This is a genomic window from Escherichia sp. WS33 (assembly GCF_046486385.1).
Lineage (GTDB): Bacteria > Pseudomonadota > Gammaproteobacteria > Enterobacterales > Enterobacteriaceae > ECMA0423.
In genome coordinates this window covers 14,410-28,332 of record NZ_JBJQLJ010000006.1, presented here as the reverse complement: position 1 = coordinate 28,332, position 13,923 = coordinate 14,410, and the positions used below count along the sequence as shown (strand labels likewise).

Below are 13,923 nucleotides of genomic sequence, written 5' to 3'. Positions count from 1 at the left end.
GTAACGGTGAATATAACGGGGCAAAAACAAATGATTTTTGTTAATGAGTTATATTTTTATCTGCTGAATATATAAAGAGAGTTGTAAACGAAAAAGGCCAGAATTCTCTGGCCCTGATTAAATTAATGGTTGGAGAACCAGTTCAGTTTATCGCGCAGGCCAACAACCCGACCAATAATAATTAGCGATGGACTGTTCATTTGCTGCGCCAGTTCGCCCAGTTGTGTGAGCGTACCGTCAATCACGCGCTGCGTGACTGCTGTTCCGTTTTCGACAATTGCTACCGGCATTTCGCCAGGCATACCGTGTTCAATCAGCTTTTGCTGAATAGTCGCAGCCTGATTCAGCCCCATATAGAACACCAGCGTCTGTTTTTCTGCCGCCAGGTTTTCCCAGTCCAGCTCGCCACCGGTTTTTAAGTGTCCGGTAATTAAGCGCACGCTCTGGGCATAATCGCGATGCGTGAGCGGAATACCCGAATAGGCAGAGCAACCAGAAGCTGCGGTAATACCCGGAACCACCGAGAACGGAATACCCGCGTTGCACAGTGTTTCCAGCTCTTCGCCACCACGGCCAAAAATAAACGGATCGCCACCTTTCAGCCGCACCACGCGTTTGCCTTTTTGCGCTTCCCGCAGCAGGATCTGGTTAATCTCTTCCTGCGGTACACAGTGGTATCCCGCGCGTTTGCCGACGAAAACGCGATCAGCATCGCGGCGTACCAGATTCATAATATCGTCAGAAACCAGACGGTCGTAGACCACCACATCTGCCTGCTGAATTTGTTGCAGTCCTTTCAGCGTCAGCAGCCCGGCATCGCCCGGACCTGCACCAACCAGCACCACTTCACCGCGATGGTCGAGCGGTTCGTTGATTAACTGTTCGGTGGTTTCAGTAATGGCTTTCTGATCGTTGTTCGCCAGCGACTGCGCCAGACGGTCGTTAACGAACAGTTTTTCCCAGAAGCGGCGGCGTTCACCCATCGTGGCGAACTGTTGTTTTACCCGACCGCGTAACTGCCCGGCGTATTTCGCTACCTGGCCCAGATGCAGCGGCAGCAGTGATTCGAGTTTTTCGCGCAACAGGCGCGCCAGAACCGGAGAAGTACCGCCAGAGGAAACCGCCACCATCAGCGGTGAGCGGTCAATAATCGACGGCATAATGAAGCTGGCAGCTTTCGGCGCATCGACCACGTTACAGAAGATGCGACGAGCTTCAGCGGCTTCGCTGACGCGCTGGTTAAGCGCGTCATCATCCGTCGCTGCAATCGCCAGCCAGCAGGTGTCGAGAAGGCTTTCATCAAATGGCCCTTCGACGAGGGTTAACATGCCTGCATCTGCCCATGCGGTGAACTGTGGAATAAACGCTAATGCATTCACCGTTAAGCGAGCGCCTGCGTCTAACAGCAACCTTGCTTTGCGTTCCGCGACATCACCACCGCCGACAATCAGACAGTCGCGATCGCGTAATTGGCAAAATATAGGCAAATGATCCACGTAAAAACCCCTTAGTAATTAACCGGCAGCCGTTTCAGTTTGATTAAATTTGTCCGCAACCGGACGATTCGCTTTCGGCGTAGCATACCAATAACCCAATCCCATGAATACGGCACCTGATAAAGTATTACCCAGCGTCACCCACAGCAGGTTATGACCAATACCCGCCAGCGTGTAGGCTTCGCTGTGGTTGCCGAACCAGGAGAGCGCGAACAGCGTCATGTTAGCGATGGAGTGCTCGTAGCCGGACGCGATAAATGCCAGCAGACACCACCAGATAGCGATAAATTTCGCCGCCCCTTCAGTGCGCAGCGCCATCCAGATTGCCAGACAAACCAGCCAGTTACACAATGCACCTTTGAAGAACAGTACCATTGCCGGTGCAGTGGTTTTAGCCAGCGCGACGGAGTGAACGATGCTGGTATCTACCGGCAGCAGGCTACCGCCACCCCAGCTATAGAGCATGGCAACGAAGACGGAACCGACCAGGTTACCCAGCCAGGTTTGCGGCAGGATTGCCCACATTTGCCCGTGGCTGATGCTGCCCGCTTTTACCCCAAAGGTGAGGAACATGGTGTGTCCGGTGAACAGTTCAGAACCGGCGATAATCACCAGCGTTAAGGCGATACCAAAGGTCGCGCCCATCACCAGCGGACGTACGGACGGGTCGAGCAAATTACCGAGCGTGAAAATCAAGATGATCCCAAGACCCACATACGCGCCCGCCATGGCGGAGCTGACCCAAAAGCCGAGCGGGTTATTTGCCGACAGGCGTGCAATGCGCGCAGCGTTAGCCGCACACTTATTAATAGTGTCTGTAAACATTTGATTATCCTTTAAAAAATAAAAACAAAAAAATAAAACAAAAAGTTTAAAAAATGTCCTGCAATATACCGAAGGTCATTACAGGACCATGCAAAAAGGGGAGGCATTGCGCCTCCCGTTAAAACATTAACCGCGCAGCTGCACCACGCCGTCTTTCACTCGTGCTTCGTAATGTTTGACGGAAAACTGTTCGTCTTCCATGCACAAGCCATCACTTAAGCGAAAACGCTGTTTTTTCAGCGGGCTGGCGACCCACAGCTCGCCCTGGTGTTCCGCAATCAGCCCGCGTGACAGCACGCTGGACTCGAAGAACGGATCAATGTTGCTGATCGCAAACACCTGGTCGCTGTGATACGGGCGGAAAATTGCTACCTGCTCGTCACCTAACAGCGCGCAGACGCCGGTTTCAGGCAGGATGTCATCGATTTTGCAGATGTCTTTCCACTGGTTCATGCGTTGTCCTCCACCAGAGTTACCGGGATACGTTCATACGGCGTTGCCGGACGGTGCTGTTCGCGCTCTGGCACCATCTGCACGTTCGGGTCACGCTTGTCGCTGTTGATGAAGTGTTTGAAGCGAGTCTGCGCAGACGGCGTATTGACCGTTTCAGTCCACTCACACACTACCGCTTCACGCAGGCGCGCCATCTCTTCTTCCAGATGTGCGTTCAGCCCCAGTTTGTCGTCAATGATCACCGCTTTCAGGTAATCAATGCCGCCTTCGAGGTTTTCTAACCACGGTGCGGTACGCGTCAGTTTGTCGGCGGTACGGATGTAGAACATCATGAAGCGGTCGAGATATTTGATCAGCGTTTCGCGATCGATATCCGCCGCCAGCAGATCCGCATGACGCGGTTTCATGCCGCCGTTACCGCAAACATACAGGTTCCAGCCTTTTTCAGTGGCGATAATACCCACGTCTTTACCCTGAGCTTCTGAACATTCACGGGTACAGCCGGAGACACCGAACTTCATTTTGTGCGGCGTACGGATGCCTTTGTAGCGGTTTTCCAGTTCCACGCCGAGGCCGACGCTGTCGCCAACGCCGTAGCGGCACCAGGTGCTACCCACGCAGGTTTTCGCCATACGTAGTGCTTTCGCATAGGCATGACCGGTTTCGAAGCCAGCTTCAATCAGCTGACGCCAGATCTCCGGCAGATCGTCTTTCTGTGCGCCAAACATCGCCAGGCGCTGAGAGCCGGTGATTTTGGTGTAGAGATTAAATTCACGCGCGATACGACCTACTGCCATCAGCCCTTCCGGGGTGATTTCACCGCCCGGAGAACGCGGGATCACCGAGTAGGTGCCGTCTTTCTGGATGTTAGCGAGGAAGTTGTCGTTTGAATCCTGCAGCGGAGTATGTTCCGGCTTCAGAATGTATTCGTTCCAGCAGGAGGCCAGCAGCGAACCGACGGTCGGTTTACAAACTTCACAACCGTAACCTTTGCCGTGTTTCGCCAGCAGTTCTTCGAAGGTTTTAATGCCTTCAACGCGGATCAAATGGAACAGTTCCTGACGCGAATAAGCAAAGTGTTCGCACAGGTTGTTGTTAACTTCGATGCCCTGTTTCGCCAGTTCCGCGTTCAGTACCTGAGTGACCAGCGGGATACAGCCACCGCAGCCAGTACCCGCTTTGGTTTCGGCTTTCAGCGCCGCAACGGTGTGGCAGCCTTTGTTGATGGCAGCAATCAGATCACCTTTGGTGACGTCGAAGCAGGAGCAGATTTGCGCGCTGTCCGGCAGTTTATCAACACCGATAGACGGCTTACCGCTACCCGAGTGCGCCGGCAGAATCAGAGAATCCGGGTTTTCCGGCAGCTCGATAGCATTCAGCACCAGTTGCAGCAGGTTGCCGTAGTCGCTGGTATCGCCCACCAGTACCGCACCGAGCAGGGTTTTGTTGTCTTCGCTGACAATAAGGCGTTTGTAGATCTCTTTGCTTTCGTCGAGGTAAACGTAGCTACGTGCGCCAGGCGTGCGACCGTGCGCATCACCAATACCGCCTACGTCTACGCCCAGCAGTTTCAGCTTGGCGCTAAGGTCAGCACCTTCAAAGGCGTTTTCGCTACCGAGAATATGGTCAACGGCGACCTGCGCCATTTTGTAGCCTGGTGCTACCAGACCAAATACACGGTTGTTCCAGCTTGCGCATTCACCGATGGCGTAGATATCCGGATCGGAAGTCTGGCAGGAATCATTAATGACAATACCCCCACGCGGAGCTACGTCCAGACCACACTGGGTTGCCAGCTTATCGCGCGGACGGATACCGGTAGAGAAGACGATAAAGTCGACTTCCAGTTCGCTGCCGTCGGCAAAACGCATGGTTTTACGCGCTTCGACACCTTCCTGCACAATCTCAAGGGTGTTTTTGCTGGTGTGAACGCGCACGCCCATACTTTCGATTTTGCGACGCAGCTGCTCGCCACCCATCTGATCAAGCTGTTCCGCCATCAGCATAGGGGCAAATTCGATAACGTGGGTTTCAATACCTAAGTTTTTCAGCGCGCCAGCGGCTTCCAGACCTAACAGGCCGCCACCAACAACGGCACCGCGTTTGCTGCGACGGGCACAGGATTCAATGGCGTTGAGGTCTTCAATGGTGCGATAGACAAAGCAGTCCTGAGTATCAGAACCTTTGATTGGCGGGATCCACGGGTAGGAACCGGTCGCCATGATCAGCTTGTCATAAAAAACGGTGCGCCCGGCGCTGGAGTGAATCACCTTCTCCTGACGGTTGATGGTGATAGCACGTTCGCCGACCAGAACTTTGATGCCGTGTTTCTCGTAGAAGCCTTCGCGCACCAGCGACAGCTCTTCGGCGGTGTGGTGAGAGAAGTAAGACGAGAGGTGTACGCGGTCATAAGCGATGCGCGGTTCTTCACAGAAAACGGTAATATCAAAGTTGGCCGCATCAGATTTATCAAGAAGATCTTCGATAAAGCGATGGCCGACCATACCGTTACCGATAATTGCGAGTCTGACTTTGCTCATTTTTGCCTCGATTTCTTTTCTATTACCGCCTACCTTAACGATTCAGCAACCCCGCTTATTGATGTAAATCAAATTCACCTTTATATACTCCTTAAGGGGTATATTGCTGATTTGTATAAATTTTCTTAAGTCACGGAATTGTCTGACATTTCATGTTTGTGCAAAAAATGGACAAAATGAACGGGTTTATAGAAATAGATGCACGTAGCGGGGGAAGAGAGGAAAAGGCCGGACGACGATAGTGCCGTCCGGCATTAGCAATTAATGAGAGGTCAGGGTGTTATGCTGACGGTGACGGCTGACGAAACCTAACAGGAAGCACATCACAAAGACGACAGCGTACAGACCGTTTGCTGTAAGCAGTGCCGCCTGCGGACCGCTATGTTCAACAATCGGGCCGGTAACCACAAAGGTCAACATAGTACCGATGGTTCCGCAGGTCAGGACAAAGTTAACCAGTTTTGGCGACGGTACTTTGGTCTGCTGTGAACCCAGGGTGATGATGGTGGTATAGATCGCGCTGGAGAAGAAGCCCAGAGCGAGAATTGACCACGCCATATGTGCTGGTGTTCCGGTGTTAAAGACGTACATCAGAATCGCAGCCAGACCAGCCAGTACGGTCAGAATACGTTGCAAATCAAAGAAGCGAAGAATAAAGCTGAACGCCCACATGCCGACCATGTATGACATCCAGAAGTTACTCACCAGCGTGCCCGCGTCGTTCAGGCTCATGCCCAGGCCTTTGGCATACTCAGGCACCCAGGAGATAAAACCTAACTGACCAAGGATGTAGCACAGCGCCGCAACAGAGAGAAACAGTACGCCGATCCCCCACTTTTCTTTCTCTACCGGAGCATCCGTTTTTGGCGCATGTTTGCCCAGCGCCGGGAACTCACAGCCGAAGGTCAGAATAAAAATAGCGACATACACCAGCCCGATGCAGGCATAAACCCAGTACCACTCAATGCTGCGCGCCAGTAGAAACGCGGCGATCATTGGGAAAATCATCCCAGCCATACTGAAGAAGGAGTCGGTAAATAACAGGCGGGAACCGCGCTGACGCCCTTCATACATTTGTGTTACCAGGAATGTACCAATCGACATGGTGATGCCGCTGACCACCCCGAGAATGAACATCGCCGCCGAGAACAGCGCCAGGCTGTGGCTGAACATCAAACCGGCAACCGCCAGCACCATCAGGAGAAAGCCAAAACGTAACTGCGTTTTCAACGGGACGATTTCCATCAGCCAGGCGTTGAGGAAGATAGAGATTAAAATGCCGGCGTTGAGGAAGGTGAAGGTGTTACTCATACTGGAAACAGGCAGATTGAAATAATCGGCGATATTTCCCATCACCATCCCGGTGACAATAACCAACGCACCAGTCAGTGCGTAGGAGAGAAAGCTAATCCATGTGAGCTTGATGCGATTGCTGTTAGTCATGATTGGCCTGCGTTCAAAAATAAAATGGCATAGCGGGATATGCCGCGAGCGGGCGATTTTAGGTGATTTTGTGATCTGTTTAAATGTTTTATTGCAATCGGTTGCTAAATTGCATTTTAAGAGGTGATTTTGATCACGGAATAAAAAGTGATCGTCAGGTTACATATATTTCAGATACGTAAAATTAGGTAAAGGGATGGCCTTGTTCTTGAAGGCTATTTAGAATCTCTTCACTTGCTTTTTTTCTGCTCTGTTTGTTAAGGAAATCTCATGTTCAAATCGACCCTGGCGGCGATGGCTGCTGTTTTCGCTCTTTCTGCTCTTTCTCCCGCAGCAATGGCAGCGAAAGGGGACCCGCACGTATTGTTGACAACCTCAGCTGGTAACATCGAACTGGAGCTGGATAAACAAAAAGCGCCAGTGTCTGTGCAGAACTTTGTCGATTATGTGAACAGCGGTTTTTATAACAACACTACCTTTCACCGCGTCATTCCTGGCTTTATGATTCAGGGCGGCGGTTTCACCGAGCAGATGCAGCAGAAAAAACCAAACCCGCCAATCAAAAATGAAGCCGATAATGGCCTGCGCAACACGCGTGGTACCATCGCGATGGCGCGTACCGCCGACAAAGACAGCGCCACCAGCCAGTTCTTTATCAACGTTGCCGATAACGCCTTCCTTGACCATGGTCAGCGTGATTTCGGTTACGCGGTATTTGGTAAAGTGGTGAAAGGCATGGACGTTGCCGATAAGATTTCCCAGGTGCCGACTCATGACGTTGGTCCGTACCAGAATGTGCCGTCAAAACCGGTAGTTATCCTTTCCGCTAAAGTCCTGCCGTAATGATTTCTCGCGCGGGCAATCTTGCCCGCGCTTTTGCTCTCCCGGCGTAACCCGGATTTGCCGCTTATACTTGTGGCAAATGGACACGTTCAGGGAGGCATCAAGTGAAGAAACTCACCGATAAGCAAAAGTCCCGTCTCTGGGAGCTTCAGCGTAATCGTAATTTTCAGGCCAGTCGCCGTCTTGAAGGCGTCGAGATGCCTTTAGTCACTCTTACTGCCGCAGAGGCTTTAGCGCGCCTTGAAGAGCTGAGGAGTCACTATGAGCGATAAATTCGGCGAAGGGCGCGATCCGTATCTTTATCCTGGCCTTGATATCATGCGTAACCGGCTGAACATCCGCCAGCAGCAGCGGCTGGAACAGGCCGCTTACGAAATGACGGCGCTGCGTGCTGCGACCATTGAGCTTGGTCCGCTGGTGCGCGGTTTACCGCATTTGCGCACTATCCATCGCCAGCTGTACCAGGATATTTTCGACTGGGCAGGGCAACTGCGTGAAGTTGATATTTATCAGGGCGATACGCCGTTCTGCCACTTTGCTTATATCGAAAAAGAGGGCAATGCCCTGATGCAGGATCTGGAGGAAGAAGGTTATCTGGTTGGCCTGGAGAAAGCGAAGTTCGTCGAGCGGCTGGCGCATTACTATTGTGAAATCAACGTGCTGCATCCCTTCCGGGTGGGAAGTGGTCTGGCACAGCGGATCTTCTTCGAGCAACTGGCGATTCATGCCGGATATCAACTGAGCTGGCAGGGTATCGAAAAAGAGGCCTGGAATCAGGCAAATCAGAGTGGAGCAATGGGGGATCTCACCGCGCTGCAGATGATATTTAGCAAAGTGGTAAGCGAAGCCGGGGAATCTGAGTAAAATAGCGCGGTTCTTTCGTACCGGAGCCGCCATGATCCTGCTTATAGATAACTACGATTCTTTTACCTGGAACCTCTACCAGTACTTTTGTGAACTGGGGGCGGATGTGCTGGTTAAGCGCAACGATGCGTTGACGCTGGCGGATATCGACGCCCTTAAACCACAAAAAATTGTCATCTCACCTGGCCCCTGTACGCCAGATGAAGCCGGGATCTCCCTTGACGTTATTCGCCACTATGCCGGGCGCTTGCCGATTCTTGGCGTCTGCCTCGGTCATCAGGCAATGGCGCAGGCATTTGGCGGTAAAGTTGTGCGCGCCGCAAAGGTTATGCACGGCAAAACCTCGCCGATTACACATAACGGTGAGGGCGTATTTCGGGGGCTGGCAAATCCACTCACCGTGACACGCTACCATTCGCTGGTGGTGGAACCTGACTCATTACCAGCGTGCTTTGACGTGACGGCCTGGAGCGAAACCCGCGAGATTATGGGGATTCGCCATCGCCAGTGGGATCTGGAAGGTGTGCAATTCCATCCAGAAAGTATTCTTAGCGAACAAGGACATCAACTGCTGGCTAATTTTCTGCATCGCTGATTTCTGATTGCCATTCAGTGATTTTTTATGCATATTTTGTGATTATAATTTCACATTTATTTATGCGTAACAGGGTGATCATGAGATGGCAATTGAACAAACAGCAATTACACGGGCGACTTTCGATGAAGTGATCCTGCCGATTTATGCTCCGGCAGAGTTCATTCCGGTAAAAGGTCAGGGCAGCCGAATCTGGGATCAGCAAGGCAAGGAGTATGTCGATTTCGCGGGTGGCATTGCAGTTACGGCGTTGGGCCATTGCCATCCTGCGCTGGTGAATGCGTTAAAAACCCAGGGCGAAACTCTGTGGCATATCAGTAACGTTTTCACCAATGAACCGGCGCTGCGTCTTGGGCGCAAACTGATTGAGGCGACGTTTGCCGAACGCGTGGTGTTTATGAACTCCGGCACGGAAGCTAACGAAACCGCCTTTAAACTGGCACGCCATTATGCCTGTGTGCGTCATAGCCCGTTCAAAACCAAAATTATTGCCTTCCATAACGCTTTTCATGGTCGCTCGCTGTTTACCGTCTCGGTGGGCGGGCAGCCAAAATATTCCGACGGCTTTGGGCCAAAACCGGCAGACATCATCCACGTTCCCTTTAACGATCTCCACGCAGTGAAAGCGGTGATGGATGATCACACCTGTGCGGTGGTGGTTGAGCCGATCCAGGGCGAGGGCGGTGTGACGGCTGCGACGCCAGAGTTTTTGCAGGGCTTGCGCGAGCTGTGCGATCAACATCAGGCATTATTGGTGTTTGATGAAGTGCAGTGCGGGATGGGGCGGACTGGCGATTTGTTTGCTTACATGCACTACGGTGTGACGCCGGATATTCTGACCTCTGCGAAAGCGTTAGGCGGCGGCTTCCCGATTAGCGCCATGCTGACCACGGCGGAAATTGCTTCTGCGTTTCATCCTGGTTCTCACGGTTCCACCTACGGCGGTAATCCTCTGGCCTGTGCAGTAGCGGGCGCGGCGTTTGATATCATCAATACCCCTGAAGTGCTGGAAGGCATTCAGGCGAAACGCCAGCGTTTTGTTGACCATTTGCAGAAGATCGATCAGCAGTACGATGTGTTTAGCGATATTCGCGGTATGGGGCTGTTGATTGGCGCGGAGCTTAAGCCACAGTTCAAAGGTCGGGCGCGTGATTTCCTGTATGCGGGCGCAGAGGCTGGCGTAATGGTGCTGAATGCCGGACCGGATGTGATGCGTTTTGCACCGTCGCTGGTGGTGGAAGATGCGGATATCGATGAAGGGATGCAACGTTTCGCCCACGCGGTGGCTAAGGTGATTGGGGCGTAAATACGAAGCATCAGGCAAAAGATGTCGGATGCGGCGTGAATGCCTTATCCGATGGTTTAGCCTGCATTACGCCTTCGAATCCCGCAACTTGCGACTCAGCCAAATCCCGTGATGCGGTCGCTGACGCCATGCCATCGACGAAATGGTGTGCATGGTGTTCAGATGACCAATAACCCGCTGTAAATGCTGCTCCAGCGTACCTGCCGCGCCTTCGTGCGGCTGCATCTCCGGCGCATCCATGATATTGGCATCGCCAGAACTCCCCGGTTCGTCATATTCCAGCCGCTGCTGACAACGCTGAATGGCGATTTCACAAGACTGTAAATACTCTTGTGCCAGTTCAGGTGGCAATGCCCGGTGTTCCCGCGCCAGCGTGGTCATGGCATTAATATGCTCAACAATAAACTGGCTGTGCGTTACCCACAGTTTCATATCTGCCAGATAATGGCTGTTGAACGCTGGTTCCTGCATCGCCTGATTCAATGAGTTATACAGAGTGTTATGCGCCTGATTTACCCGCATTCGCTGCCAGGCCAGTGGGGTAGGTTGCGGGTCCTCGCTCAGAATCAAGCGAATCGCTTCCTGATAGGCTTCTAAAGCATCATGGGCGTTTTTACGCAATAACCCGCTCTGCCACTGCGGCCACAGCCAGACGGTACCACCGAAAGCAATCAAACAACCAATAATGGTATCGATAAGACGTGGAAGGATGTACTGCTCACCGTTCAGCCACAACAGTTGCAGGGTATACACTGCGGTAATGGTAAAACCGACCGTCGCCCAGCCGTAGTTTTTGCGCAATATCAGGTAGCTGGCGAGGGTGGTAATCAGCATCAAGGTCAGGGTGTAACCTTCGGGAATTTTAAAGTGCAGCGCCACGCCCGCAATGATTAACCCGACCACGGTTCCCACGGAGCGATTCACAATCCTCAAACGGGTTGCGCCATAGCCATTTTGCGTCACCAGCAATACCGTCATCAGGATCCAGTACGACTTCGGCAGATGCAGCGCGGTGCCCATCAGGCTGGCAACGCTTAACATCACACTGAGTCGTCCGGCATTGCGTAGCGCCGGAGACTTTAGTGACAGATAACTTTTCAGCGCCGGAAGTAACGGCATTCGCCGCTGTTTATCGGCCAGTAAGTCACGGGCATAGAGCGGTTTTTGGGTGCGCAGCACGCGGGCAATGCGGCTGAAGTGCCAATAGCAGAATTGCCCAACCGGATTATCCGGATGCTGGCGGGCGATTTTTTCCAGTGCGCCAATTTGCTTTTCCATCGTAAAACGCGTTGGCAGGCGATGGTAAAGAATGTCATCAGCCAGCACGCGCAGGCGAGCGGCGACGGTTTGCGCATTCCAGCGGATAACTTCTTCCGCATGGCTACGCTCGACCAGTTTTTGCACCTCTTCCGGCTGATGCAAACTGACCGAAATATGTTCCTGTAAATCCAGCGCCTCCTGGAAAATACGCAGCATCCGCTTGTAGTCAGTATTATTTTGCGCGGAAAGCATATGCATTTGCTGATAGCACTGGGTAATTAGATCGACCGCTTTTTGCTGGCGCACCAGCAGCGGCGGCAGCGCTTTTTCAGGGTCGGTGTGCTGGGTAAGCAGGCTGTATTTGGCTTCACAATAATCTGCCAGTTCACGGTACAGCAGACTTAGTGACTCGCGCAGCGGTTGTTCGCGCCAGATCCAGAACCAAAACCAGTTAAACAATCCGTACCAGAGAGTGCCCAACGCATAGATGAGCAATGGTTCCCAGACCGGCATATATCCCGCCAGACTGAGGGTAAAAATGGCGGCGAGCAGCGATGCGGGAAGCAATTTAGCGTGCAATGGCCCCAGCTCAGCAGTGACGCCAAGTACCAGCGTTAATCCGGTCAGCAAAAAGGGCAGAGGAACATCTTTTGCCAGTAGTAGCTGTGTCAGCAAGCTACAGGTGGCAAACAGCGACGCACCAATGATTAAGCGTTTGAAAAAACGTTTATGAGGCGTATCAAGGCCCGCAATATTGCAACAGGCAGGAACGAGTGAGAAGAGCAGACCGAATCGTAATTCGCCAAGCATTAACCCAACGGCCACGGGCAAACATAGCACCAGCGTTTGTCGAAGTGCATAGTTGATATCGGGGTGATAAATCAGTCTGCGCCACATCGGGGGAAACAAAATGGCGCGCTACCAGGTAACGCGCCACTCCGACGGGATTAACGAGTGCCGTAAACGACGATGGTTTTACCGTGTGCGGAGATCAGGTTCTGATCTTCAAGCATCTTCAGAATGCGTCCCACGGTTTCACGAGAACAGCCGACAATCTGACCAATTTCCTGACGGGTAATTTTGATTTGCATACCGTCCGGGTGAGTCATAGCGTCTGGTTGTTTTGCCAGATTCAGCAGAGTCTGTGCAATGCGGCCCGTCACGTCGAGGAACGCCAGGTTGCCCACTTTCTCTGAAGTGACTTGCAGACGACGCGCCATCTGTGCAGACAGACGCATCAGAATGTCCGGGTTTACCTGAATCAATTGGCGAAATTTTTTGTACGAAATTTCAGCCACTTCACAGGCGGTTTTCGCACGTACCCATGCGCTACGTTCCTGGCCCTCTTCAAACAGGCCCAGTTCGCCAATAAAATCACCCTGATTCAGATAGGAGAGGATCATTTCTTTACCCTCTTCGTCTTTGATCAGCACTGCCACAGAGCCTTTAACGATGTAGTACAGCGTTTCCGCTTTTTCACCCTGGTGAATAAGCGTGCTCTTGGATGGGTACTTATGAATGTGGCAATGAGACAAGAACCATTCGAGAGTCGGGTCTGTTTGCGGTTTGCCAAGCACCATGCGCGGTTATCCTCTGTTATAAGCTTTCTCCAGAGCCAGATAACGCCGCTGTCTCTGGATTGCCGAAATATGCTTCCCGCTACCTGGGAAGGGGCTATCAACTGTACTGCACGGTAATGTGACGTCCTTTGCATACATGCAGTACATCAATGTATTACTGTAGCATCCTGACTGTTTTAGCATAGCTTTCGCTTTGTGTCTCCTGGTGTCTCGCTTCAGCATGACCCAGGTCGCCTTCCGTTGCGCGATTTGGTTAGTACGCGTACTCTGTCAGGAAAATTGACGCAGTGGAGTAGCAAAAATGCAAGCGCGAGTGAAGTGGGTCGAAGGGTTAACTTTTCTGGGCGAATCCGCCTCTGGTCATCAGATTTTAATGGACGGCAACTCAGGCGATAAAGCACCAAGTCCGATGGAAATGGTGTTGATGGCGGCGGGGGGTTGCAGTGCCATCGATGTGGTTTCTATCCTGCAAAAAGGGCGTCAGGATGTGGTCGATTGTGAAGTAAAATTGACCTCTGAACGCCGCGAAGAGGCACCACGCCTGTTTACGCACATTAATCTGCATTTTATCGTCACCGGTCGCGACCTGAAAGACGCAGCGGTTGCGCGTGCGGTTGATCTCTCTGCTGAGAAATATTGTTCAGTGGCGTTGATGCTGGAAAAAGCGGTGAATATTACTCACTCGTATGAAGTGGTTGCCGCGTGATTTAACTATCCC

13 protein-coding genes are annotated in these 13,923 nt (G+C 52.2%); 6 read left to right on the top strand and 7 right to left on the bottom strand.

The window, feature by feature from the left end; genetic code table 11:
* Positions 1-122 precede the first annotated feature (122 nt).
* From cysG to tsgA, 5 genes are all read right to left on the bottom strand, one after another.
* Complete coding sequence (gene cysG / locus ACJHXA_RS06930) at positions 123-1,496, bottom strand: siroheme synthase CysG (RefSeq protein WP_000349855.1); 1,374 nt, start codon at positions 1,494-1,496, stop codon at positions 123-125.
* An 18-nt stretch (positions 1,497-1,514) separates the two neighbouring features.
* On the bottom strand, positions 1,515-2,321 hold the full coding sequence (gene nirC, locus ACJHXA_RS06925; RefSeq protein WP_000493556.1) for a nitrite transporter NirC: 807 nt from the start codon (positions 2,319-2,321) through the stop codon (positions 1,515-1,517).
* A 126-nt stretch (positions 2,322-2,447) separates the two neighbouring features.
* Positions 2,448-2,774, bottom strand: a complete 327-nt coding sequence (nirD, locus tag ACJHXA_RS06920) for a nitrite reductase small subunit NirD (protein WP_001077687.1) — start codon at positions 2,772-2,774, stop codon at positions 2,448-2,450.
* The gene (gene nirB, locus ACJHXA_RS06915) at positions 2,771-5,314 is read right to left on the bottom strand and encodes an NADPH-nitrite reductase large subunit (protein WP_000049213.1); all 2,544 of its coding nucleotides are present in this window, start codon (positions 5,312-5,314) and stop codon (positions 2,771-2,773) included. Before nirB ends, nirD begins: the two co-directional genes overlap by 4 nt.
* 261 nt (positions 5,315-5,575) lie before the next feature.
* Positions 5,576-6,757 (bottom strand): MFS transporter TsgA, encoded by a 1,182-nt coding sequence (gene tsgA, locus ACJHXA_RS06910; protein ID WP_000185247.1) that lies wholly within the window; start codon positions 6,755-6,757, stop codon positions 5,576-5,578.
* 270 nt (positions 6,758-7,027) lie between these two features.
* Between tsgA and ppiA the strand changes: the two genes are divergently transcribed.
* From ppiA to argD, 5 genes are all read left to right on the top strand, one after another.
* On the top strand, positions 7,028-7,600 hold the full coding sequence (gene ppiA, locus ACJHXA_RS06905) for a peptidylprolyl isomerase A (RefSeq protein WP_000477225.1): 573 nt from the start codon (positions 7,028-7,030) through the stop codon (positions 7,598-7,600).
* A gap of 104 nt (positions 7,601-7,704) precedes the next feature.
* Positions 7,705-7,872 (top strand): YhfG family protein, encoded by a 168-nt coding sequence (locus ACJHXA_RS06900; protein WP_000736862.1) that lies wholly within the window; start codon positions 7,705-7,707, stop codon positions 7,870-7,872.
* Positions 7,862-8,464 carry a putative adenosine monophosphate-protein transferase Fic gene (locus tag ACJHXA_RS06895; protein ID WP_001280641.1) on the top strand — a complete coding sequence of 201 codons (603 nt, stop codon included), beginning with the start codon at positions 7,862-7,864 and terminating at the stop codon, positions 8,462-8,464. Before ACJHXA_RS06900 ends, ACJHXA_RS06895 begins: the two co-directional genes overlap by 11 nt.
* 31 nt (positions 8,465-8,495) lie before the next feature.
* Complete coding sequence (gene pabA / locus ACJHXA_RS06890) at positions 8,496-9,059, top strand: aminodeoxychorismate synthase component 2 (protein ID WP_000601847.1); 564 nt, start codon at positions 8,496-8,498, stop codon at positions 9,057-9,059.
* An 85-nt stretch (positions 9,060-9,144) separates the two neighbouring features.
* A complete protein-coding gene (gene argD, locus ACJHXA_RS06885; RefSeq protein ID WP_000963784.1) occupies positions 9,145-10,365 on the top strand; it encodes a bifunctional acetylornithine/succinyldiaminopimelate transaminase in 1,221 nt (406 codons plus the stop codon).
* 66 nt (positions 10,366-10,431) lie between these two features.
* Here argD and ACJHXA_RS06880 read toward each other — a convergent pair whose 3' ends face one another.
* Positions 10,432-12,522, bottom strand: coding sequence for a YccS/YhfK family putative transporter (locus ACJHXA_RS06880; protein WP_001295162.1), 2,091 nt, complete (start codon positions 12,520-12,522; stop codon positions 10,432-10,434).
* A gap of 50 nt (positions 12,523-12,572) precedes the next feature.
* On the bottom strand, positions 12,573-13,205 hold the full coding sequence (gene crp / locus ACJHXA_RS06875) for a cAMP-activated global transcriptional regulator CRP (protein WP_000242755.1): 633 nt from the start codon (positions 13,203-13,205) through the stop codon (positions 12,573-12,575).
* A gap of 301 nt (positions 13,206-13,506) precedes the next feature.
* Here crp and ACJHXA_RS06870 point away from each other — a divergent pair, with 301 nt between their 5' ends.
* Positions 13,507-13,911, top strand: a complete 405-nt coding sequence (locus ACJHXA_RS06870; protein WP_001148908.1) for an OsmC family protein — start codon at positions 13,507-13,509, stop codon at positions 13,909-13,911.
* The last annotated feature ends 12 nt before the right edge of the window (positions 13,912-13,923 follow it).